Here is a 21,511-nt window from a genome sequence, read left to right on the forward strand (position 1 = left end):
CCTGCTCCACGACGACCTGACGCTGCTGCTCGACTGGGAGATCGGCAAGCCGTGGAAGGCCGCGTGCGCCGACGTGGACCGCTGCCTGGACGGCGTCCGCTGGTACCTCGACAACGCGGAGCAGATGCTCGCGCAGGACGTCGAAGGCGCGCCCTACAAGCGGCAGGTGCTGTGCGGCTCCTCGCGGGCAACGCGGTCATCCGCAATTTCCATTGAAATCGAAGCTCTGATTTCCATTGAAGTTGCGGACCCCAGCACCCGGGGACGGGGACGAGACGGGATGAAGGGCACCTCTCGCCGAGCAAGTTGGCAAAAGGCGCCCTTGGCCTCTCGGCCGAACGGGGTGCGGTCAGCGTTCGAAGCGACCAGCCTTGACCGCCCGCAGGAAACCGGCGACGTCGACGCTCAGCGTTGGTCCGTCCGGGTCCTTCGAGTCCCGGATCAGGCCGGGCGGGCTGGATAACTCGACACACGTATGCAGGTTCTGGCTCCGGCTGGACTTCCGCCACAAAACTTGATCACTCATTCAGCCCCTCCACGTTCTTGACTGCCTTGCGAAGCAGCATCATCGATGCCTTGGAGTTCAAAGCGACCTGGGCTGTCTGCTCCACAGCTTGCTCGTACACGGTCACGTCGTCGTACTCGTGCAGGAACAACCCGGACCGCCTGTTCTCCAGAGCCACCACAGGATCAAGTTTCTCGTGCTTGATCAGCAGAAATCCACCCTCCAGAGACGGGTTCCAGCCGCTCCTGTAGGGCACGATCCGCAAGTCGATGTTCGGCCTCTCGCTCATGTCGGCCAGGTGCCGGAGTTGCTCGATCATCGTGTCGCGATCTCCGACCACTTGCCGCAGCGCTCCTTCGCCCACCAATGCAAGCAGGCGAGCCGGTTCATTGCGGAGGATGACGTCCTTTCGGCCAATCCTGATCGCAGCTCGCGTCGCGATCTCGCCGGACGGAACGCCACCGCCGGACATGATCGCCCGAACGTAGCTGCCTGTCTGCAACAATCCCGGGATCAGCAGCGGAGCTACCTCGATGATCTCCGAGGCGTTCTGTTCGTAATCGACCAGGGCAGACAGCTGTTGCTTCTGGTCCGGCAACCGCGTAGCCACCCACTGCGGAGCGTCGGTGTCGTAGGCAAGGCCGACGATCTCCTCGTATCGCTCCCCGACCACGCCGAGTGCCGTGAGAATCTGGGCGACTTGCTCAGGTTTCGGAGTTCGCTCACCTGTTTCCCAACGCGAGAGGACTCCCGGGTCACGTCCGAGCGTTGAAGCGAACTCCCGCAGCTTCAGACCTCGATCCTCGCGAGCCTGCCGGAGCGCACCCCCGAGCGCCCGCCCTTTCGGAGTTCTAGCCATGTCCCGACTCCATGTGGTCGTCGCCGTGCAATGCGCACCGCGTCCAAGCCTTCCACCGAACATCACTTGTTGCGATCACGGTAACACCTTGTGTAGTTACCGCCGTTGCTGGACTATTTGACAACAAGACGTTCACCGGAGAAACGGGCAACGTGGAGGTGTTGGTGTTGGAGGTTTGGCCTCGGTGGTTGCCTTCGCCTGGATTGCGGGCCTTGGACACGCATTTCGTGCTTTGGCCCGGCGGGGCTGGCGAGTGCGGCGCGGAAGTCATGTGGGCCGACGTCGGGCATCCGACCACGGCCCGGCCGCGCTGCTCGGTTTGCTTGCAGATTGCCGAACCGCACAGCAGGGCTGTGAATCCAGTCCGCTCCGACCTGACCGGCCGCCGGGGTTCTCCGACAGGGCACTTGCGGAATCAGGAATGCGTCAAGCGAGAGCGCTGATCTGACCACATCGGACGGTGGCAGGCCGGGAGGGACGCGTCATGTTCTGGTTGCAACTCGGCACTCTCATCGCGTTCAACGTCGTCATCTTCGCGATGCTGTTCATCCCGGGATCGAATCCGCAGCACGGCGACGCGGGCGAGGACGCCTACGACGTTTGGCAGCTCATCGACGACATCGAAGCCGAACGCGACGCCGAGTACACCGGCCGCCACCGGCTCCGCGCTCCCCTGTCCGAAGCGGACGAGCCTCCCCGAGCCGCCTGACCCCCTGGCCGGATCGGCGCGTGGCCCCTCCCCGATCACCGCGCCGATCCTCCCGGTAGCCGGGCACCTGCCCCCGACCCCGCCCGGCTACCGGGCCCCGCAGTGCTCGTGAGTGTTCGTTCCGGTTCTTACCGGAACGAACACTCACGAGCACTGGAGCCGCCGCTACCAGGCGTCGCCGTCGCGCCAGTCGCAGGTCAACGAGCCGGTCAGGTCCAGCGGGACTTCCCCCGGAAAGACGAAGATGAAGCCGTCTTCGTCCTCCGTGCGTTGAGTTCCCGTCGGAGCCAGGGCGAAGGTCGGCCCCTGCCAACGCTGCCAGCCCCGCGCCTCGTAAAGCGCCGCTCCCTCGTCGCTGGCGCCCAGCGCTCCGAGGTCGTACGCGCGGCGGATCACCCCCTCCAGCTCCGCCATCATCGCCGCCGCGATGCCCCGGCGCCGTCGGTCCGCTCGCACCGCGACGCCCTCGACGTAGCCCGTGCGAAGGGCTCGGTCGGCGTGCAGGAGACGCCGTTGGACCACCGCCGCGTGGCCGATCAGCTCGTCGCCTTCCCACACCAGGGTGTGGATGCCGCCCAGGCAGTGCTCCCAGTCGTGTTCTGCCATGTCGTCTTCGAACACGTCCCAGAGCAGTGCCCGGGCGGCTTTGCGCGTCGCTTCGTCGAGGTCGGCGGTATGCGCCGTACGCACTTCGGTCATAGCACCCATCCTGGCAGCGATCAGCGCATTCCTGCGACCGATTTGTCCGCCAGCGCCGACCGCCGGTAGCCGTAGAACCCGTAGACCAGCAGGCCGACGACCATCCAGCCGATGAAGCGCGCCCAGGTGACCCAGTCGAGCCGGTGCGGGTGCTGCTGGAGCGCGCCGCCGAATTGCTCGGCGCCGGCTTCGATCCGTCCGATGTGGACATCATCCTGAAGAAGATGGGGCCGGTGGCCGACCTGGTCGACGTGATCCTGCGCAACTCGGCGAACTCCACGATGATCGACGGCGGCTACCAGACCAACGTCATCCCGGGTCGCGCCACCGCCGCGGTGGACGGGCGCTTCCTGCCCGGCCACGAGCAGGAGTTGCTGGACACCATCGACTCCCTGCTGCTGCCGTCGGTGCGCCGCGAGTTCATCCACCACGACGTGGCGATGCAGACCGAGTTCTCCGGCACCCTGTGGAGATCACCTACCGCCTCCGCTGACAGCCCCGCTCCGCTGGCCGAAGCGGCCAAGGCGCACGCCGCGCCTCCGCGTACCGTTCGACCGAGTCGTGGAGCTCCTCGACCGGCTTCGAGGGGATGCCGGGATCGCGGTCCGCGACGGCGTGGCAGAGCTCGTGCTGCGGGATCACGGTTGCCCGGAAGGCGTCCGGTGCGTTGGACCGGATCAGCGGAACGCGGTCGTAGACCGAGTCCACCAGGTCGCGGGTGGTCGACGAGCTCGGCGCGGGCGTCGACGTGGAATGGCTGGGGCGGCGCGTGGTCGCCCACCTCGGCATGGCCAGCGGCGGCTACGCCGAGCTGGCGGTCCGCGAAGTCGAGGCGCTGCAGGTGCTGCCCGACGGCGCCGACTTCGACGCGGCGGTCGCGATGATCGGCACCGGGCGGACCACCATGTCCATCCTGCGCACCGCGCAGCCGACCGCCGACGACGTCGTGCTGGTCACCTCGGCCGCCGGCGGCATCGGCGCGCTGGCGGTGCAGCACGCCCGCAACATCGGCGCGACCGTGGTGGGCGCGGCCGGTGGGGCGGCCAAGGTCGCCAAGGTGCGGAAGCTCGGCGCCGACGTCGCCGTCGACTACACCGCGCCGTATTGGGCCCAGTCGGTCCGCGAGGCCCTCGACGGGCGCGCGGTGAGCCTGGTGCTCGACGGCGCCGGCGGCGAGTACGGCCGCGCCGCCTTCGACCTCCTCGGGCCCGGCGGCCGGATCATCATGTACGGCAGGGAGTTCGGCGAGCACCAGTTCACCTCCGACGACCTGCTCGCCCGCGCGCTGGCCGCGAACGTCGCCCTCGGACCGAACCTGCTGAAGGTGCCCGGGGGCATGCGGACCCTGGAGAACGAGGCGCTGGCCGCCCTCGCCGACGGCAGCCTGCGGCCGCTGGTAGGACCGCCGTTCGCGCTGGCCGAAGCGGCCAAGGCGCACGCCGCCCTGGAGAACCGCGAAACCTATGGCAAGGTGGTGTTGCGGCCGACTCCGTGAGACGCGAGAAGCCGCGGTGTTCGCACGACGTCGGTGATCGAGATCAGGTGGCGGGAACCGCCTGGTTTGTCGTAACGTCCCCGCCTGGTGCGCGGTCCGGCACACCGAGTCAAGCCCTGGAGGTACGGCTGTGGAACAGGTAGTTCTGCTCGACGAATCCGGTCAAGCGATCGGGGTCGAGGACAAGGCGATCGTGCACCACCAGGACACACCGCTGCACCTGGCCTTCTCCTGCTACGTGTTCAACGGCCGGGGCGAGTTCCTGCTGACCCAGCGGGCGCACCACAAGCGCACCTTTCCGAGCGTGTGGACCAACACCTGCTGCGGCCACCCGGGGCCCAAAGAGGACATGAAGGCGGCGATCACCCGGCGGCTCGGCGAGGAGCTCGGGCTCACCGTGCGCGGCCTGGAGCTGGTGCTGCCCGGCTTCCAGTACCGCGCCACGATGCCCAACGGCGTGGTAGAGAACGAGAAGTGCCCGGTTTTCGTCGCCTTCACCGAGAACACCCCGCAGCCCAACCCTGACGAGGTCGCCGCAACTCGCTGGGTGGACTGGAAAAAATTCAGCGCGGAGGTCCTCGCGGAGGAGACCGAGGTGTCCGCATGGTGCGCGCTGCAGGTCCGCCAACTGGTCGAGCTCGGCCCGGAACCGGCCCAGTGGCCCAAGGGCGCCGCGGCCGACCTGCCCCCCGCCGCGCACGTGGGCTGACCGCCCTCAGGTTCCCGGTCCGCACCGCCGCGAGTGCCGCGGTGCGGACCGGGAAGCCGGCGACGCTGGCCACGACCACGCCGAAGGCTACGTCACCGCGGAGCCGGCCTCCGGTCGCAGCTCCCGCGACCAGCTCCACTCGCCCGGCTCCGGCGCGCCGACCAGTCGCAGCCCGGCGCCGCGAAGCGTCCGCGCGATCGCAGTGTTGTCGACGTCGGTGTGCGCGGTCAGCGTGCCGATCCCCAGTTCCTCGGCCTGCTCGACCAGCTTGCGCGCCAAGGCGGTCCCGACGCCCTGCCGCTGCCAGTCGTCGCGGACCAGCAGGGCCAGCTCCCCGGAATCCCCGTCGTACATCAGGTTCCCCATGCCGACCACGTCCCCGTCCGGCGCCAGCGCCAGCAGCGATCGCCCCAGGGCAGGGGTGAGCAGCCGCTGCAGGCCGCGCTCCCCCGGCGTCGGTCCGGGGCTGAAGCAGCTTCGGTAGCGGGCCGCGCTGGAGCAGCGCTCGTGGAAAGCGGAAACCAGTTCCACGTCCGCCCGGTCCGCGAGCCGGACCGTCAACTCCGCGCCGCTCGCGGTGCGCGCGACGTCCAGCACCGGCCGCACCCGCGCGCGGCAGCTCTCGGCCAGGTCCACCACGGCCCGCGCCCGCGCGAACTCCGCCGGGGTGAAGGAACCGCCGGGCCGCTCCAGAACCAGCACCCCGCCGCCGGGGTCCGCCAGGCACATCGCGCCGCCGGTGAACGAACCGACCTCCAGCGACGGCTCGGGCGCTTCCCGCCAGTGCACCGCGACCTGCCCCAGCAGCGCGCGCAGCGCCCGGATCAGGTCGGTGCGGCCGTTGACCAGGTCGATCGCCAGGTTCGCGGTCCGGGTCGGCACGTCGTCGAGCTCGCGGACATCCGCCCGCTCCGCGGTCACCTCGCAACCACCGGCGGTCTCGACGGCGGCGATCAGCTCCCGCCTGCTCACCCGTGTCGGCACATGCAGCAGAACCTCGTCCACCACGCCACCGGCCACGGGGTGGACCTGCATGGTCCGGATGTCCGCGCCGAGCGCGCTCAGGCCACCGGCCAGGCGCGCCAACCGGCCCGGTGTGTCGGTCACCGACGCGCGCAGCCGCCACAGCGTCTGCTGCACGTTCACCACCTCTGGGATCGGCACTGCGGCCGGCGCAGTGGTCTGGGCGGACGGGCGCCGGCGATGCCGCCACCACCTCGCGGCACTCGCTACCAGCAGAACGGCACCGATAAACAGCAGCGCCAGCGTTCCGCCGGCCTGGCTCTGCACCCCGGTGACGAACACGTTCGCCGTCCCCGCCGCCAGGAGCAGCGCGGCCAGCTCGATGAGTTCGCGGGTCCAATCCTCGCGCGCGTGACGATGCTGTCCGGAAGTCATGCCACCATGTTTCCCGCGCCGTATTGCGGGCGCTTGACCTGGGATGACAGCGGGGTTAACGGGCGAACATCACGCCCCAAGGCGGTCCCACGTCGAGCACGTGGATCGACGGTGGGGCGACCGAATTGTCGAACATGGTGATGCTTTTCGGGCATCACCACCGCGCCCTGCACAGTCAGCGCTGGGACATCGCGATGCGCGACGGGCGCCCCATGTTCATCCCACCTCGCACGGTGGACTTCAAACGCCCACCACGACCAGGCGGCAGAGCGCTACCCGCCCAACACCGCGAATACCTCCGGGACCTCATCCCAGCACCACGGGACCCGGCGGGCGGCTATTCCTGGCCGTAGCCCGCGAACAGTTCCGCGCAGCGGGCCAGTTCCTCGTCGCTGAGCAGGCTCGGGGAACCTGCCCGGGTCGCGGTCAGCCAGAGCTCGCACAGCCACTCGAGCTGCCGCGCCCGGTTGTAGGCCTGAGACAGGCCGGCTCCGATGGTGATCGTCCCGTGGTTGCGCAGGATGCATCCGGCGCGTCCCGCCAGGGCGTCGGACATCGTCTCGGCCAGCTGGTCGCTGCCGAAGGTGGCGTACTCCGCCACCCGCACCGTGCCGCCGAAGTCCGCGAGCTGGTAGTGCACCGCCGGAACATCGTTGCGCAGCAACGACAACGCGGTAGCGTGCAGCGAGTGCGTGTGCACCACTGCCCCGGCGTCGTGCTTCCGGTAGGCGGTGAGGTGCATCGGCAGTTCGGACGTGGGCTTGAGATCGCCCTCGACCACGTTGCCGGTGAGGTCCACCAGCGGGATGTCGTCCACCGCCAGCTTGTCGTAGTCGACGCCCGACGGCGTCACCGCCACCAGGTCGCCGCAGCGGACCGACACGTTGCCGGAGGTGCCGACCACCAACCGGTCCGCCGTCATCCGCCGGGCGATCTCGATGACCTCGCGCCGCTGTTCGGCCAGTCGCGAACTGCTCACTTCATCCCTCGTTCAACATGTGGCGCCGGATGCGCCCGGCACCGACTCGTAGCCGTTGATCGCGGCAACCTTCCGGGCCGACGGCGAAGACTCGTCGAACCGGTAGCCCAGCCACTCCGACGCCAGCTTGCGCGCCAGCTCCAGGCCGACCACGCGCTGGCCGATGCACAGCACCTGGGCGTTGTTGCTGAGCACCGACCGCTCCACCGAGTAGCTGTCGTGCGCGGTGACGGCCCGGATGCCCGGCACCTTGTTCGCGCTGATCGCCACGCCGAGCCCGGTGCCGCACACCAGCAGCGCGCGGTCCGCTTCGCCTTCGGCGACCAGGCGCGCGGCGTTGACGGCCACGTGCGGGTAGGCGGTGTGCTCGTCGGAGCCGACGCCCACGTCCGCCACGCTGGCCACCCGGGGATCGTTCTCCAGGTCCTTCTTCAGCGCTTCCTTGTACTGCAGTCCCGCGTCGTCGGAGCCGACCACGATGCGCAACGGCGCCTGCTCACTCACTTCGCCTCATCCTTCCCGTTCCGGCGAGCCCATCAGTTTCCGGCGAGCCCATCAGGTTCCGGCGAGCCCATCAGTTTCCGGCGAGCACGGCCCCGACCCGGTTGAGCGCGAGTGCCAGCGACGTCGCACCCGGGTCCGGGGTTCCGACGCTGCGCTCGGCCAGCGGCCGGGCGCGGCCGGTGCGGGGCCGCAGCTCCGCGGTCTGCTCGGCGGCCTTCGTCGCCGCCTTCGCGGCCTGCTGCCAGGCCTCGGTGCCCGTCGCACCCTCCTCGACGGCACGGCGCAGTTCCTCCACGAACGGAACCAGCGCGTCGACCAGCGTCTTGTCGCCGAGCTCCGCTCGACCGAGCCGCTGCACCGCCGCGAGCGCCGCCGAAGCACCCGCCGTCAGGTCGTTGGCCATCGCCGCGCGGTGGTCGGGCAGCAGGTCGCCGAACGACCGCAGCGCCGCGCCCCACAGCACGCCCGAGGTGCCACCGGCCTTGGCTGCCCACGCGTCACCGGCTGCGACCAGCACCGCCGCCGGGCCGACGCCCTGCGCCGCGGCCTCGTCGGCGGCCGCCACCGCGGCCGCGCTGCCGCGCGTCATGCCGCGGCCGTGGTCGCCGTCGCCCGCGATCGCGTCGAGGCGCCCGAGTTCTTCTTCCTTGTCGTGCAACAGATCCGCCACCGCGTGCAGGGCCTTCGCCACGACCGCGGCGGTCGCCTGGCCTTCCGGCGGGGCCACCACGGTCACCTTCTCGGACGCCGCCGGCAGTTCATCGTCCTCTTCGGACTCTTCCGTCTCGGCCAGCGCGACATTCCCCTTGCGGTAGGCGGGAGTGTCGGCCGGGGCCTGCCACAGCCGCTCCAGTTCCGGGTCCAGCCAGGTCAGCGTCAGCGAGCAACCTGCCATGTCGAGGCTGGTCACCAGCTCACCCACCTCGGGCGCGACGACCTCCAGGCCGGCCTCGGCCAGCAGCCGGGACACGGTGCCCCAGACCACGAACAGTTCCTCGTACTTGGTGGCGCCCAGCCCGTTGAGGATCGCCGTCACCCGCGGCTTCTCCCCACCCGTTTCCGGGGCCTCCGCGAGCAGGCCGTCGACCAGGATCTTCGCCAGCTCCGACGCCGACGGCAGGTCGCCTTCGGAGACGCCCGGCTCGCCGTGGATGCCCAGCCCGAGGCCCATCCGCCCTTCCGGCACCTCGAACAGCGGCTGGTCCTGGCCCGGCAGCGTGCAGCCGCCGAAGGCCACGCCGAGGCTGCGGGTGCGCGCGTTGGCGTGCTCGGCGACCCGCACCACCTCGTCGAAGGAATAGCCCTCCTCGGCCGCTGCCGAGGCGACCTTGAAGACCACGAAGTCACCGACCACGCCGCGGCGCTTGGTCTGCTCCGCCGCCGGGGCGCTGGCCACGTCGTCGGTCACCACGACGTTGTGCGCGCGGACCCCGTCGCGTTCCAGGCGTTCCACCGCCAGCCCGAAGTTCATGTTGTCGCCGGCGTAGTTGCCGAACGAGAACACCACCCCCGCACCCCGGTCGGCCGCGAGGCCCACCGAATAGGCGTCGTCGGCCGACGGCGAGGTGAAGATGTTGCCGATGACCGAGCCGTCGGCGAAGCCCGGCCCGACCACCCCGCAGAAGGCCGGGTAGTGCCCGGATCCACCGCCGGTGACCACCGCGACCTTGTCCTTGCGCGCGCGTTTCGCCCGCACCACCCCGCCCGGCACCCGCCGGACGTGTTCGGGGTGCGCTGCCACGAAACCGGTCACCATGTCCTCGGTGAACGATGCGGGGTCGTCGTACAAGCGCGTCATCTGCTGCTCCTCAGCGCCAGGTCTTGATGGGTCAGGAGGTCGCGCCCCACAGCGGGCGGGCGCGGTCGATCGATGCAAGGTATTCGCGGTAGCCGCGCTCGTAGAACTCCACGGCGCTGGGGTGCGGCACCACGGTGCGCCGGGCCGCGGCCCACTTCTCGCGGTCCACCGGCTCGCCCAGCGAGTCCCACGCGGTCATCGCCGCGCCGCGCGCGCCCACGCCTTCCTCGTGAGGCACGTGCAGCGGTCGGCCCAGCACGTCGGCGAAGATCTGGCTCCACGCCGCCGATCGCGCACCACCGCCGCACGCCGAGACCTCACCGGTCAGGCCCGCGGTTTCCAGGTTGTGCCGCGCCGCGTAGGCCACCGCCTCGCACATGGCGCGCACCAGGTCGGACTGCGTGGTTTCCAGCGACAGCCCGGTGAACTGGCCGCGCGCGTGCGGTTCGACGAACGGCGCGCGCTCGCCGGAGCTGGACAGGAACGACAGCGCCGACACCCCGTCGGCACCGGGTTTGCTGTTGCCCAGCAACGTTTCCAGCTGGTCCACGCCGGCGCCGACCATGCTCAGCACCCAGTCCAGGTTGGCGGTGCCGACCATCGCGGGCATCACCCGCAGGTACCGCTGCGGCAGCGGCGTCGCCAGCCACATGCCCGCGACCTCGCCGTCCGGGTCGATGGCGACCTCGTCGCGCAGCACCTGGCAGCCCAGGGTCGTGCCGATCACCAGGCTGCCGTCGCCGACGTTGCTGACGCCGGAGCCGAACGCGCAGGCGGGCAGGTCGAACGGGCCGGCCGACACCGGCAGACCGGCGGGCAGCCCCAGCCCCTTGGCGCTCTTGCTGTCCAGCGCGAACAGCTTGTTCGGCGGGGCCGGTTCGGCCAGCAGCGTGCGGTACTCGGCCACGCCGCAGGCCTGCAGCGCTTCCTGCGAGTAGCTGCGGCTCGGCACGTCCAGGAACGGCAGCGACGCGTCGGAGGCGTCGACCGTGATCTCGCCGGTGAAGCGCTGCACGATCGCGTCGACGCAGTACCCGGCGACCGCGGCGCGTTCCAGCCGCTCCGGGGAGTGCCCGGCCAGGTGCGCCAGCAGCGGGCCGGCCGAACCGGGGAACATCCCCGACCCGGTGAGCCCGAAAACCCGCCGCTGCACACCGGATTGTGCCCAGCGGTCCAGCACGTCCGCGGCACGCGCGTCCAGCCACGAGATGGCCGGTCCGACCTGTTGGCCCTGGTGGTCGCGCAGCCATAGCCCGTCGCCCTGGCCGGTGATGGCCAGGGCCTCGATCGGCTCGCCGACCTGCTCGGCCGCAGCGGCGACCTCGCGCACCACCTGGATCACCGAGCCGATGACCTCTTCGAGGTCTTGCTCGACCCGCCCGCCCGGCAGCCGGTTCAACGTGCTGCGCTTGCTGTGCGTGACCAGCGCCGTGCCGTCGCGGTTGAGCAGCGACGCCTTGGTCACCGATGTGCCGACATCGACCCCGACGATCATGGCCGCAGACCTTCGAACTTGGCCAGCACGTCCGGGTTGGCGACGAAGCGGGGGCGCTCGCCGCCCAGGAACCGGGCGACCTCGTCGGCGACGATGCCTGCGGCGCGGTGCGCGGTCTGGCGGGTCGCCCCGGCCAGGTGCGGGGTGGTGATGACGTTGGGCGCGCCGAACAGCGGCCAGTCGCGCGGCGGCGGCTCGATGTCGTAGACATCCACCGCCAGCGCGCCGAGGCGGCCGGAGTTCAGCAGCTCCGGCAGCGGCGCGTAGTCGAGCAGCCCGCCCCGGGCGGAGTTGATCAGCACCGCGCCTTCCGGCAGCAGCTTGAGGTTGTCGGCGTTGAGCAGGTTCTTGGTCTCCGGTGTCAGCCGCGCGTGCAGGCTGACGACCGAGCTGCGGCGCAGCAGCGCCTCCAGCTCGACGAGCTCGACGCCGTCGCGGGCGGCATCCTCGGCTTGCGCGAACGGGTCGGACACCAGCACGTGCGCGCCGAAGGCCTTCAGGACCCGGGCCACGATCTTGCCGATCGCGCCGTAGCCGACCAGGCCGACGGTCGAGCCCTCCAGCTCGATGCCGGCGTTCTCGTAGGCGTAGTAGTCGCCGCGCCAGTTGCCGGCCTTGAGCTCGGCGTCCGAGCCGGGGATGCGGCGCAGCGCGGCGAGGATCAGCCCGACGGCGAACTCGGCGGCCGCGGCGGCGTTGCGGCCGGGCGCGTAGCTGACGATCACGCCGTTGTCGGTGGCGGCCTTGAGGTCCACGTTCACCGGGCCGCCGCGGCAGACGCCCACGAACTTCAGCTGCGGGCTGTTGGCCAGCACGTCCGCGGTGAACGGCGCCATCTGGGTGGCGACGATCTCCACGCCGCCGAGCGCGTCGAGCAGCTGCTGCTCGGTGCCGCTGGCCTCGTGGACGTTGCCGACCGGCCCGAACGGCTCGACGGGCCACGGCAGCTTCAGGGTGTTGAACTGCAGGTCGTGCGAACCGGCGCTGCGGCGCAGGGCGTCGACGAACACCTCGGGCGCGACGAAGTGGTCACCTGCGGCCAGAACACTGGTCATGAGGACTCCTTTTTCACGAAGGCTGTCTCGTGGCTGGCTTGCTTGGCGGTGCCGGTAGCGGAACCTCAGAAGCCTTCTCGACTGCGGGATCCCCGACATCGCGTATGCCCAATACGCCACGTCGGGGCTGTCCTCGCAGAGAACCCCGGCGGGGTGGGACCAGTCTGAGAACCCGCGGCGGTGCAAGCTGAGTCCCACACCGCAAGCGGCTACCGCTGCTTTAAGAGCCTGTTGGTGGATGGTGTGGGTGGGTGGTCGCTTAGCGGAACCTGAGAGGTTCCCTGGACTGCGGGTGCCCCTCCTGATGTATGTCCAATACGCGGCGGAGGGGCCGTCCTCGCCAGAAAACCTCTCAGAACCCGCCGATGGTCGTCTTGGCAAGGTGAATGCAAGCGGCTACGCCGCTTCCAAAGGCGCGGACGGCATTCGCCGACAGGCTCTAAGAGACAAGCCCTCCACTTTCTGGAAATCTTGCTCAGCTGCCGACCGGCTCGGGCAGCCCGCTCACCAGGCGAGACCGGACGTCGTCCAGGTCGGTGGCGATGTAGCTGGCGTTGGCCAGGGCGTCCTCGGCCGGCGGGTAGCCGGAGTTCGGGATGGCCACCACAGTCATTCCCGCCGCGGCCGCGGCGCGCAACCCGTTGCTGGAGTCCTCGACAGCCAGGCAGTGCTGCGGGTCCTGGCCGAGCTTGTCGGCGGCCGACAGGTACACGTCGGGGCTCGGCTTGCCCTTGGGCACCTCGGCGCTGGAGACGGTAGCCGAGAAGTGCCTGGTCAGTCCGTGGCGATCCAGGACCGCGTCGATGAGGCGGCGCGGCGCGGACGAGGCGAGCGCGATCGGGGCGCGCGCGGCGACCTCGGTGACCATCTTCTCGGCGCCGGGCAGCAGCTCGATCTCACCGCCGTCGAGCGCTGCGATCATGTCGTCGACCACGACCCGCTCGGTCTCCGCCGCGGAGTCGCTGGTAGCGCTGTAGTCGGCGAGGAAGGCCGACCACTCGGGGGCGCTCATGCCCTGGACCTGCCGGGTCTGCTCCATGGTCCAGGTCTTGCCGTGGGCGGCGGCGAACTTGGCCCACATCCGCTCCCACAGGTGTTCGCTTTCGACCAGGACGCCGTCCATGTCGAACACGACCGCGCGGTGGGTGCCGTTCGGCCCTTCGGGCTGGGTCATCTTTACCTCCCGCCAAACACTGACACCAATCAAATTAACATGATGGACGTTAAGTGTCACCATCAGAGTGATACTTCGGCGTATGGCCGGTATCCCACGGCAGGTGCCGCGCGCCACGGGGCAAGATGGCCGCATGGCGTCCGCACCGAAGAAGCAGTCCGCCCGGCTCCTGCGACAGCAGAAGATCATCGACCACGTGGTCACGCAGGGGTTCGCCAGCGCCGCGGAACTGTCCGAGCTGACCGGCGTCAGCCTGATGACGGTGCACCGCGACCTCGACGACCTGGTCACCCGGGGCCTGCTGCGCAAGTACCACGGCGGGGTCTCCGCCCAGCCCTCCACGGTGTTCGAGAGCAGCTCGGACTTCCGGCTGCACACCCACACCGCCGAGAAGGAAGCCCTGGCCAAGGACGCCCTGCAGTTCATCAACCCGGGCATGTCGGTGATGCTGGACGACTCGACCACCGCGCTCGCGCTGGCCAGGCTGCTGCCCGAGGTCGGCCCGCTGACCGTGGTCAGCAACTACCGGCAGGTGCAGGAGGCGCTGCGCGACGTGCCGGACATCCGGCTGATCGGCCTGGGCGGCGAGTACTCCCGGACCCACGACTCCTACCTGGGCCTGCCCTGCCAGGAGATGATCAGCGCCTTCTCGGTGGACATCGTTTTCCTGTCCACCTCGGCGATGAACGCGCGGCTGACCTACCACCAGGAGCAGGAGATCGTGCTGGTCAAGCGGGCGATGCTGGCCAGCGCGACGACCAAGGTGCTGATGATGGACGCCAGCAAGGTGGGCCGCTCGGCGCTGCACCAGTTCGCCCCGGTACGCGCCTTCGACCACGTGCTGCTGGCGGGCGAGCTGGAGGCGGCGCTGGTCGAGGAGATGCGCGAGCAGACCGACGTCCGCCTGTCCCCGATGGGCTAGCCGCGAGCTAGCCCAGAGCTAGCCCCCGGGAGCGGCGGCATCGGACGGCCAGTTTCATTGTTGATCTTCACATCGGATTGCGAAAAAATTAACGCCTTGCGCGTTAAACTGAACAAGGTGCATGATAGCCAGCACTCGTTGACCGGGGGCGCGTCCTAGACGCGCACACCGGGAAGTTCCGATCCCTTGGAGACAGTGATGTCCCAACAGACCTCTGCGGATGCCGAGCCGTTGCGGCCGGCCAGCACACTCGACCGCATCGGTATCCCCAGGCAGCTGTTCTGGGGCTTCATCGCCGTCCTGATCTTCATGATCGGCGACGGCGTGGAGACCACCTTCCTCTCGGACTACCTGCAGCAACCCGAGGGCGGCGGACTGCCCGGCGCGACCGCGGCGTTCGCCACGGTCACCCTCTACGGCGTCGCGGCCATGATCGCCGCCTGGTTCTCCGGGACGCTCTCCGCGATCTGGGGCCCGCGCCGGGTCATGTGGCTCGGTGGCGCCTGGTGGGTGGTGTTCGAGGCGCTGTTCCTGTTCGTGGCGCTGCCGTCGCACAACGCGACGCTCATCGTGGCCACCTACGGCATCCGAGGCTTCGCCTACCCGCTGTTCGCGTTCGCGTTCCTGGTGTGGGCACAGATCGCCAGCCCCACCAAGATGCGCGGTTCGGTCGCCGGGTGGTTCTGGTTCGCCTTCACCGGCGGTCTGCCGACCCTGGGCGCGGCGCTGGCCGCGGTCTCCATCGGCGTGTTCGGCCTGAGCCAGCACGGCACGCTGGTGCTGTCGCTGGCGGTGGTCACCATCGGTGTGCTCATCGGTAGCTTCGCCGTCCGCGAGGAGCACGGCCTCAAGCCGATCGCCGACGGGACGGTTTCCAATCCGCGCAGCCTCAAGCGGCTGGGCGAGGGCGTGGACATCCTCTGGCGCGACCGCCGCACCCTGGCCGGTGGCCTGATCCGCATCGTCAACACCGCGCCGCAGTACGGCTTCTTCGCGATGTTCCCGTTCGTGCTCGGCCCGGCCACCCCGGGCGGCGGCTTCCTGACCGCCCCGCAACTGGCCACGCTCGCGTCGATCAGCTACGGCGCGAACATCGCCGCGAACCTGTTCTTCGGCGTGTTCGGCGACCGCTTCGGCTGGCGCCGCACGATCACCTGGTTCGGCTGCGTGGGTTGCGCCGTCGCGACTCCGCTGTGGTACTTCACCGCGGTGTCCACCCAGAGCTTCGCGGTGACCGCCACCTTCGGCGTCGTCTACGGCATCCTGCTGGCCGGGTTCGTCCCGCTGTCGGCGCTGATGCCGTCGATGGTCTCGCCCAAGGACAAGGGTTCGGCCCTGGCGATCCTGAACTTCGGTGCCGGTGGCGCGGCGTTCGTCGGCCCGGTCGTGGTCACGATCCTGTACCCGCTGGTCGGCGGCGGCGGGGTGGCCATCGCGTTCAGCGCGCTCTACATCCTGGTGGCGATCCTGAGCCTGAAGGTCAAGGACAGCTGCGACCCCGGTGAGCAGAAGCTGGCGCAGCGCGCCGCGCAGCACGTCGCGACGGCCCGCTCCTCGGCGTAAGAGCCTGTTGGTGAATGGTGTGGGTGGGTGGTCGCTTAGCGGAACCTGAGAGGTTCCCTGGACTGCGGGTGCCCCTCCTGATGTATGTCCAATACGCGGCGGAGGGGCCGTCCTCGCCAGAAAACCTCTCAGAACCCGCCGATGGTCGTCTTGGCAAGGTGAATGCAAGCGGCTACGCCGCTTCCAAAGGCGCGGACGGCATTCGCCGACAGGCTCTAAGTTCCGCCGCCGCCGTGAGCCCGCGTCCCGGGGACGCGGGCTCACGTGCATTCGGCCGTCGTCGCCGAGCGCGACAAGGTGGCGGCCGTCCGAAGAGAAGGCGGGCCGTCCGACGATCCGGCCGGGCAGGACGGCCATCGTGGTGCCGAGCACCGCGATCCGCCCTTCGCCGTCGCGGACCGCGACGACCGGGATGTCGCCGTCCAGCACGGCGAGCGCAGGATCGGAGGTGGCAGCGGTGACAGCGGTGATGGCGGTGGCAGCGGTGGCGACCACGGACCATCCCGCGTGTTCGCCGAGCACGACCACGCGCCCGGTGGCCGCCTCGCGAAACGCCGCGAACGCCCGGTGGCCGCGGGCCACGGCAACGGACCCGGCCGGGTGGTGCGTTTCCGGCGGCGCGACGAGCCGGGAACCGGTGCCGTCGAGCCGCCAGTGCAGCAACCCGGCCTGCGCGGTGGCGAAGACGTGCGCCTCACCGGTGCCGGCCAGGAGCACCGAGACGGCGTCGTCGACCCCGGTGCCGCCGAGGTCCGTCCAAGCTGCCTGGTCGGCGAACCGGACGCTCACACCGCCACGGGCGTTGCGGACCGCGACCAGCACTCTCCCGCCCGGTGCCGCGACCGCCGCCGGCGGTCCGACCTGGCCGAGGGGCGCATCGGTCGGCGGGGAGCCGAGATCCTGCCAGCGGTCCGGCCCGCTTTTCAGGAAGATCGCGCCCGTGCGGTCCTGGACCACGAGGGTGTCCGGGCCGGCGAACCCCGGCGAACCGGCACGCGGCACGAAACCACCGGTGTCCACAACGGACTCACGTGATCCGTTTCCCCTCAACAACTTTCCGCCCCGCACGTAGACGTAAACGGGCTCGCCGTCGCGACCGGTCGTCGCCCAGTTCGTGTTCCACGGCCAGCGGTGCCGCATGCTTCGCAGCCACGTCGCATAGGGCTCCCCCATGCTCACCTCGGCGTCGTGCGCCGCGTAGCGCGCGAAGATCTCCCGTTTGCCGGCGACGATCTCCGCCGGCAGGTTCGGCGGCGCGTCGGCGACGTTGTAGTCGCGGTAGTGGATCAGGTGCGCCGATCCGGCGGACCGCATCGCAAGCTCCGCGAATCGCGCCGTCATCACGTGGTCGGGGTGGTTGTGGTGGGGTCCCCACTGCGGCTGGTACCTGGCGTCCGGTTCGGGGTCATGGGTCCGCACGATCGTGGGCGCGAACCTCCGGTAGAGCTCTCCCAGCGCGTCGATGACGGAGGCCCGGTCGTGAATGCTGGTCGCCTCCAGTGCAGATCCGTCCGGCCGCAGTGCCTCGACGCGTGCCGTTGCGTCGTGCCAGAGCCGGGTCAGCGCATGCCTGCCGCCCGTAACGTGCGGATCGTTGTCATCGGGCAGGTTCAGGAACACCAATCGCACCGTCGGCCGATCGCGCAAGGTCTGCACCTCGGCTTGACGCCCCCCGGGCAGCGGCAGCCCGGCACGGTCCCAGACGTCGGGCGCCCCGGCCATCGCCGCGAACGCCGCCCGCGCCCCGGCCTGCCGCTGCGCGGCATACCGCCCCGCGGGCCGCACATCGCTCTCCCCGGCCGTCAGGAACACGGTCGTCACGGTCGCTCCGGAGCGGATCGAGATGGCCAGGTCCGGGTTCATGAACAGGATGTCGTCGTCGGGATGCGCCACGACCTGCAGGTGGGAACGCATCTGCGCCGCAGCGGCGGGATCGACGAGCGCAGCGATCAGCAGCAGCGCGATCGCGGCGGCGAATCCTCTCATCGCGTTCGCCTCCCCGGCTGCAGCGCAGCTACGGACAGCCCGAGCGCGAGTAGCGCTCCGGCGCAAGCCAGCAGGAGGTGCAGGGCGAATCCGGGCGGGCTCCAGGACAGCGCGAGCGTGCCGCCGGTCAGGCCGGGCGGGAGGCGAACGGTGAGCAGCCCCGCATCAGTTCCGGCGACCGGCACCCGGCGCCCGTCCACTGTGGCCTGATAGCCCGGCCAGGCCAGGCGCGCGAAGACCAGCTCGGCCCGGTCTTCGGTGGGGCCGAACCGCACGGTTTCGTGCCGCTGCCCGTGCTGCCGGTCGTCGAGCACCTGCACCCCGCGGCCGGCGCTGAGCCGCCCTCCCGGCCATGGCAGGGCCGTTTCCCGTTTGAGCACAACGACATCCGCATCGCGCCGGGTGACCTGCCAGCCCGCCGGCGCTTCGGGAACCTCGCGGAGCCGGCGCTGCACCACGACGTGGGTGACCTTGAGTCGGTCGACCAACCCATCCGGCTGCCAGAGCCGGTCGTAGGCCTGCGGGCAGGTGGCCCCGTAATAGCTCAGGCAGAGCCGGGTGTGCAGGGCGTCGTGCCCGATGCCGGTGTAGGAGACCAGGCTCGCGACCCCCGCGGCCGCGTGCATGTTGCCGAACAGCAGGTGCTTCCAAGCGCTTCGCGAGGCGACGTCGTCCGGTGGGATCAGGTTGCGGTCGGCGATCTGCAACACGGTGCCGCCGTGGAATTCCGCGTAGCGGGAACGGAGTTCGGCGATCGATGCCGGGAAGTTGTAGACGGCGACATCGCGATTCGCCGGAAACCACAACATCTGCAGGGCAAGCGCGCAGGCCGTGCCGAGGTGCAGCACCGCGGCCATCAACTGCCTGCGGTGCAGGATCAGTACGGCCGCGAGCAGCACTGCGATCATGCCCAGCGACACCAAATGCTTCGGGGCCAAGGAAGGCCACGCCGCGAACGAGAGATACCCGCCGAGCAACACGGTCCCGGCCGAGCAAGCCAACCGCACCTTGAAGTGATCAGTGCGCAGCCCATGCGAAAGCGACACGGCAAGCAGCACTGCCATCGCCAGGTGGAGCACGACCACATGCCGCAGCGGCCAGCGGAACAGCCACACGTTGGACGGCCCGAGGCACAGCAGGAAGTAGCAGCCCGCGATCAACGCGGCGCACCGGCAGCGCCGCCACAACGCCCCGGCGGACCGCCAGTCCAGCCAGGCCAGCAGCGGGACGGCGAACCAGGCGAAGTAGGTGGCCGGCACCGACATCCGGAAGGTGCCGAAGGACAGGATCTGCGGCACGAACGAGGGCATGCTCGCGTTCAGCAGGTCGCCGATGCCCGGCACCAGCTGACCGATGTTGAACAACTCGCGCCCGGACCGCCACCCCACCGCCGAGGTCTCCAGCACCGGGAAGAAGATCAGCGGCAGGCTCGCCCCGACCGCCACGCCCACCAGGACCAACCGCCGGATTCCCGGCCAGTTCCGCCCGGTCTCGGCCAGCAGCCCGGCGAAGACCGCGCCCAGCGCCAGCACCCCGTATGGATCACCGGCGGAAACGCACAGATAGCACGGCACCCACGCCACGAACGCCGGCAGCCGCCCGTCCAGCACACGGCGCAACGCCCACCAGGCCCACGGCAGCCAGGCGAAGCCCATGAGCCCGCCCGCCCAGGTGGCGGCCTGGAAATACAGCACGAAGCCGGACACCGGCAGCGCCACCGCAAGCACCGACGAGATCCCGCGGCCCGCCCCATAACAGCGGCAGAGCAAGAAGGTTCCGACGCCGAGCGTGACGAGGAACTGCGTTTTCACCACCGCGGCACCGATGGCGAGATCGCCGAGCCACACCACCAGCAGGCAATCCAGCAGGTGCACGGGATTCCAGATCCCGAACAGCGATTCGGCGGCCAGGTTACCGCCCATCCACGAGTCGAGGTCCAGCCCGAGCGGCCAGTCCCCGGCCAGCAGCCGCTCGCCCAGCCGGTGCCACATCGGCAGGAACTGCGCCGCGCTGTCGTCCCAGAAGTAGAACGACGGGTTCACCAGCACCGGAACCTGGCTCAACAGCGCGACAGCGACCCCGACCCCGACCGCGCTGCGCCATTCGAGCAGCGGCAGCCGCTCGGTCAGCACCGCCCTGCTCAGCAGGAAGGTCACGGGCACCACGACCAGACCCGCCGCGACCGGAGCCAGCCTCGAATCGACCTCGAACACCGCCACCGAAACGGCGACGACAGCGGTGCTCAACCCGATCACGGCCAGGTTGGACAGCGGGAACAGCAGCAGGGTGCGCCGATTCGGCGCCACCTCGAAGGTGAACCGGCAGTTGAGCAGGTACGAGCACAGCGTCGCCGCTACGGTCGCGACCAGGTGCGCCAGCAGGTACGGCACCAGCAGCCACAACGCCAGGTAGACGGTGCAGTGCACGGCCGTGTTCGCGCCGCCGACGAGCGCGAACCGCAGGAGCTCCGATCTGCTTGTCTTGCACCACATCGCTCCCCCTACGAAGCCAACTCGGCGGCCGGGTGCAACCGGCGCTCGCGGGCCTGCGGGTGGAATTCCGGGCTCGACTCCTTGACCAGGTAGTGGGGCCGGCGCTTGGCCTCGAAGTAGCTCTTGCCCAGGTACTCCCCGAGAACCCCGAGGAACAGCAGCTGCAGCCCACCCAATCCGACGACTCCGGCCAGCAACGTCGCGTAACCGGGCACGTGCACACCGTCCACAATGGTATTCACCACGACGGAGAGCACGTAGGCTCCGGCCAGCAGCGCCACCAGCACGCCCAGGTAGATCGACAGCCGAAGCGGCCTGCTGTTGAACGAAGTCAGGCCGTCGATGCCGTAGTTCACCAGCGCACCGAACGTCCACCGCGAACCCCCACCGCCCCGCGGCACGTTCCGGAACGACACGTACGCCGTGTCGAAGCCGATCCACGCGAAGAGCCCCTTGGAGAACCGGTGGTACTCCGGCAGCGACAGCACCGCGTCGACCGCGCGGCGCGACAGCACCCGGAAATCCCCGACCCCGTCCTGCAACCGCACGTCTACGAGCCGACCGCACACCCCGTAGTACACTTTGGACAGAGCCGACCGGAAGCGGCCCTCACCGTCGCGGCTGCGCCGCGCGACGACCTGGTCGTAACCGGAGTCCAGCAGGTCCAGCATCCGCCGCAACAACAGCGGCGGATGCTGCAAATCGGCGTCCAGCAACGCAACCCGGCGGCCCCGCGCATGCCGCAACCCGCACAACATCGCCGCTTCCTTCCCGAAGTTGCGGCTCAGCGACACGTAGCGGAAACGCGGGTTCAGCGCCGCCAGCCGGCGCGCCTCGCGCAGCGTCCGGTCGGTGCTGCCGTCGTCGACCAGGATCACTTCGTAATCCCGGACGCGTCCGGACAACGCCGCGACCAGCGCGTCGTGCAACCGTTGCAGGCCGCGCTCCTCGTTGAAGCACGGCACCACCATCGAGAGGTACATGGCAGGTCTCATCCCAGGTCGGTCGACCCCCGCAGAACCGGGAAGCCGCTGTGGGCCAAAACGAATCGGCGTCGACCGTAGGATTCGGGCCGCGCTACACCCCCTACCGACACACGGGCGAATAATCCACCCGTGGCGGCTTTTCGCCGCACCGCCACCCGATCGCGCAAATGCCCGGTGGAAATG

20 protein-coding genes and 1 pseudogene are annotated in these 21,511 nt (G+C 69.8%); 7 read left to right on the plus strand and 14 right to left on the minus strand.

Features of this window, described 5'->3' with window-relative positions; all coding sequences use genetic code 11:
* Positions 1 to 349: 349 nt before the first annotated feature.
* Together FDZ84_RS01090 and FDZ84_RS01095 are read right to left on the minus strand one after the other, a co-directional pair.
* Positions 350 to 526: a DUF397 domain-containing protein gene (locus tag FDZ84_RS01090; RefSeq protein WP_168584313.1), complete on the minus strand. Its 177-nt coding sequence runs from the start codon at positions 524 to 526 to the stop codon at positions 350 to 352.
* Positions 519 to 1,364: a helix-turn-helix transcriptional regulator gene (locus FDZ84_RS01095; protein ID WP_168584314.1), complete on the minus strand. Its 846-nt coding sequence runs from the start codon at positions 1,362 to 1,364 to the stop codon at positions 519 to 521. Before FDZ84_RS01095 ends, FDZ84_RS01090 begins: the two co-directional genes overlap by 8 nt.
* Positions 1,365 to 1,848: 484 nt before the next feature.
* Here FDZ84_RS01095 and FDZ84_RS01100 point away from each other — a divergent pair, with 484 nt between their 5' ends.
* A complete protein-coding gene (locus tag FDZ84_RS01100) occupies positions 1,849 to 2,073 on the plus strand; it encodes a hypothetical protein (RefSeq protein ID WP_168584315.1) in 225 nt (74 codons plus the stop codon).
* 165 nt (positions 2,074 to 2,238) lie between these two features.
* On the opposite strand, the gene FDZ84_RS01105 is transcribed toward FDZ84_RS01100, so the two are convergent.
* Together FDZ84_RS01105 and FDZ84_RS38455 are read right to left on the minus strand one after the other, a co-directional pair.
* Positions 2,239 to 2,781: a GNAT family N-acetyltransferase gene (locus FDZ84_RS01105; protein WP_371812755.1), complete on the minus strand. Its 543-nt coding sequence runs from the start codon at positions 2,779 to 2,781 to the stop codon at positions 2,239 to 2,241.
* Positions 2,782 to 2,792: 11 nt separating this feature from the next.
* Positions 2,793 to 3,134, minus strand: a complete 342-nt coding sequence (locus FDZ84_RS38455) for an amino acid permease C-terminal domain-containing protein (protein ID WP_246868719.1) — start codon at positions 3,132 to 3,134, stop codon at positions 2,793 to 2,795.
* Between FDZ84_RS38455 and FDZ84_RS38460 the strand changes: the two genes are divergently transcribed.
* The 3 genes from FDZ84_RS38460 to idi all read left to right on the plus strand — a co-directional run bounded on the left by FDZ84_RS38460 (position 3,054) and on the right by idi (position 4,976).
* A complete protein-coding gene (locus FDZ84_RS38460) occupies positions 3,054 to 3,656 on the plus strand; it encodes a peptidase dimerization domain-containing protein (RefSeq protein ID WP_246868720.1) in 603 nt (200 codons plus the stop codon). The genes FDZ84_RS38455 and FDZ84_RS38460 overlap by 81 nt on opposite strands.
* Positions 3,542 to 4,267 (plus strand): zinc-binding dehydrogenase, encoded by a 726-nt coding sequence (locus FDZ84_RS01120; protein WP_246869284.1) that lies wholly within the window; start codon positions 3,542 to 3,544, stop codon positions 4,265 to 4,267. The genes FDZ84_RS38460 and FDZ84_RS01120 overlap by 115 nt, the downstream gene beginning before the upstream one ends.
* 130 nt (positions 4,268 to 4,397) lie before the next feature.
* Positions 4,398 to 4,976: an isopentenyl-diphosphate Delta-isomerase gene (gene idi / locus FDZ84_RS01125; protein WP_168584317.1), complete on the plus strand. Its 579-nt coding sequence runs from the start codon at positions 4,398 to 4,400 to the stop codon at positions 4,974 to 4,976.
* A gap of 87 nt (positions 4,977 to 5,063) precedes the next feature.
* Here the strand turns inward: idi and FDZ84_RS01130 are convergent, their stop codons facing one another.
* From FDZ84_RS01130 to FDZ84_RS01160, 7 genes are all read right to left on the minus strand, one after another.
* Positions 5,064 to 6,374, minus strand: coding sequence for a GNAT family N-acetyltransferase (locus FDZ84_RS01130; protein ID WP_168584318.1), 1,311 nt, complete (start codon positions 6,372 to 6,374; stop codon positions 5,064 to 5,066).
* 337 nt (positions 6,375 to 6,711) lie between these two features.
* Positions 6,712 to 7,353, minus strand: coding sequence for a class II aldolase/adducin family protein (locus tag FDZ84_RS01135; protein ID WP_168584319.1), 642 nt, complete (start codon positions 7,351 to 7,353; stop codon positions 6,712 to 6,714).
* Between the two features lie 12 nt (positions 7,354 to 7,365).
* Positions 7,366 to 7,857, minus strand: coding sequence for a ribose-5-phosphate isomerase (locus FDZ84_RS01140; protein WP_168584320.1), 492 nt, complete (start codon positions 7,855 to 7,857; stop codon positions 7,366 to 7,368).
* Positions 7,858 to 7,927: 70 nt separating this feature from the next.
* Positions 7,928 to 9,655, minus strand: coding sequence for a dihydroxyacetone kinase family protein (locus FDZ84_RS01145; RefSeq protein WP_168584321.1), 1,728 nt, complete (start codon positions 9,653 to 9,655; stop codon positions 7,928 to 7,930).
* 31 nt (positions 9,656 to 9,686) lie between these two features.
* Positions 9,687 to 11,150, minus strand: a complete 1,464-nt coding sequence (locus FDZ84_RS01150; protein ID WP_168584322.1) for an FGGY-family carbohydrate kinase — start codon at positions 11,148 to 11,150, stop codon at positions 9,687 to 9,689.
* On the minus strand, positions 11,147 to 12,205 hold the full coding sequence (locus tag FDZ84_RS01155; RefSeq protein ID WP_168584323.1) for a 2-hydroxyacid dehydrogenase: 1,059 nt from the start codon (positions 12,203 to 12,205) through the stop codon (positions 11,147 to 11,149). The genes FDZ84_RS01150 and FDZ84_RS01155 overlap by 4 nt, the downstream gene beginning before the upstream one ends.
* Positions 12,206 to 12,680: 475 nt before the next feature.
* Positions 12,681 to 13,379: an HAD family phosphatase gene (locus tag FDZ84_RS01160; RefSeq protein ID WP_168584324.1), complete on the minus strand. Its 699-nt coding sequence runs from the start codon at positions 13,377 to 13,379 to the stop codon at positions 12,681 to 12,683.
* Between the two features lie 133 nt (positions 13,380 to 13,512).
* On the opposite strand from FDZ84_RS01160, the gene FDZ84_RS01165 reads away from it, so the two are divergent.
* The 3 genes from FDZ84_RS01165 to FDZ84_RS01175 all read left to right on the plus strand — a co-directional run bounded on the left by FDZ84_RS01165 (position 13,513) and on the right by FDZ84_RS01175 (position 16,899).
* Positions 13,513 to 14,301, plus strand: coding sequence for a DeoR/GlpR family DNA-binding transcription regulator (locus tag FDZ84_RS01165; RefSeq protein ID WP_168584325.1), 789 nt, complete (start codon positions 13,513 to 13,515; stop codon positions 14,299 to 14,301).
* A gap of 198 nt (positions 14,302 to 14,499) precedes the next feature.
* Positions 14,500 to 15,864: an MFS transporter gene (locus FDZ84_RS01170; RefSeq protein ID WP_168584326.1), complete on the plus strand. Its 1,365-nt coding sequence runs from the start codon at positions 14,500 to 14,502 to the stop codon at positions 15,862 to 15,864.
* Between the two features lie 264 nt (positions 15,865 to 16,128).
* Positions 16,129 to 16,899 (plus strand): hypothetical protein, encoded by a 771-nt coding sequence (locus FDZ84_RS01175; protein WP_168584327.1) that lies wholly within the window; start codon positions 16,129 to 16,131, stop codon positions 16,897 to 16,899.
* A 291-nt stretch (positions 16,900 to 17,190) separates the two neighbouring features.
* Here the strand turns inward: FDZ84_RS01175 and FDZ84_RS40465 are convergent.
* The 3 genes and pseudogenes from FDZ84_RS40465 to FDZ84_RS01190 all read right to left on the minus strand — a co-directional run.
* Positions 17,191 to 17,850 (minus strand): annotated as a pseudogene (locus FDZ84_RS40465) (PIG-L family deacetylase); the annotation flags it as partial.
* Entirely contained in the window at positions 17,847 to 20,342 is a 2,496-nt protein-coding gene (locus tag FDZ84_RS01185) for a GtrA family protein (protein WP_168584328.1), read from the minus strand. The gene FDZ84_RS01185 and the pseudogene FDZ84_RS40465, both read right to left, overlap by 4 nt.
* Before the next feature lie 8 nt (positions 20,343 to 20,350).
* Positions 20,351 to 21,325, minus strand: a complete 975-nt coding sequence (locus tag FDZ84_RS01190; protein ID WP_168584329.1) for a glycosyltransferase family 2 protein — start codon at positions 21,323 to 21,325, stop codon at positions 20,351 to 20,353.
* Between the last annotated feature and the right edge of the window lie 186 nt (positions 21,326 to 21,511).

It is taken from the genome of Saccharopolyspora sp. ASAGF58 (assembly GCF_012277335.1).
Lineage (GTDB): Bacteria > Actinomycetota > Actinomycetes > Mycobacteriales > Pseudonocardiaceae > Saccharopolyspora > Saccharopolyspora hattusasensis.

Excerpts from the sequence above, each read along its gene's own strand:
- FDZ84_RS38460 (WP_246868720.1), top strand. The coding sequence starts at position 3,054 with ATGATCGACGGCGGCTACCAGACCAACGTCATCCCGGGTCGCGCCACC.
- FDZ84_RS01170 (WP_168584326.1), top strand. The coding sequence starts at position 14,500 with ATGTCCCAACAGACCTCTGCGGATGCCGAGCCGTTGCGGCCGGCCAGC.
- FDZ84_RS01185 (WP_168584328.1), bottom strand. The coding sequence starts at position 20,342 with ATGTGGTGCAAGACAAGCAGATCGGAGCTCCTGCGGTTCGCGCTCGTC.
- FDZ84_RS01130 (WP_168584318.1), bottom strand. The coding sequence starts at position 6,374 with ATGACTTCCGGACAGCATCGTCACGCGCGCGAGGATTGGACCCGCGAA.
- FDZ84_RS01190 (WP_168584329.1), bottom strand. The coding sequence starts at position 21,325 with ATGTACCTCTCGATGGTGGTGCCGTGCTTCAACGAGGAGCGCGGCCTG.
- FDZ84_RS01095 (WP_168584314.1), bottom strand. The coding sequence starts at position 1,364 with ATGGCTAGAACTCCGAAAGGGCGGGCGCTCGGGGGTGCGCTCCGGCAG.
- FDZ84_RS01165 (WP_168584325.1), top strand. The coding sequence starts at position 13,513 with ATGGCGTCCGCACCGAAGAAGCAGTCCGCCCGGCTCCTGCGACAGCAG.
- FDZ84_RS01160 (WP_168584324.1), bottom strand. The coding sequence starts at position 13,379 with ATGACCCAGCCCGAAGGGCCGAACGGCACCCACCGCGCGGTCGTGTTC.
- FDZ84_RS01155 (WP_168584323.1), bottom strand. The coding sequence starts at position 12,205 with ATGACCAGTGTTCTGGCCGCAGGTGACCACTTCGTCGCGCCCGAGGTG.
- FDZ84_RS01100 (WP_168584315.1), top strand. The coding sequence starts at position 1,849 with ATGTTCTGGTTGCAACTCGGCACTCTCATCGCGTTCAACGTCGTCATC.
- FDZ84_RS01090 (WP_168584313.1), bottom strand. The coding sequence starts at position 526 with ATGAGTGATCAAGTTTTGTGGCGGAAGTCCAGCCGGAGCCAGAACCTG.
- FDZ84_RS01150 (WP_168584322.1), bottom strand. The coding sequence starts at position 11,150 with ATGATCGTCGGGGTCGATGTCGGCACATCGGTGACCAAGGCGTCGCTG.
- FDZ84_RS01145 (WP_168584321.1), bottom strand. The coding sequence starts at position 9,655 with ATGACGCGCTTGTACGACGACCCCGCATCGTTCACCGAGGACATGGTG.
- FDZ84_RS01105 (WP_371812755.1), bottom strand. The coding sequence starts at position 2,781 with ATGGGTGCTATGACCGAAGTGCGTACGGCGCATACCGCCGACCTCGAC.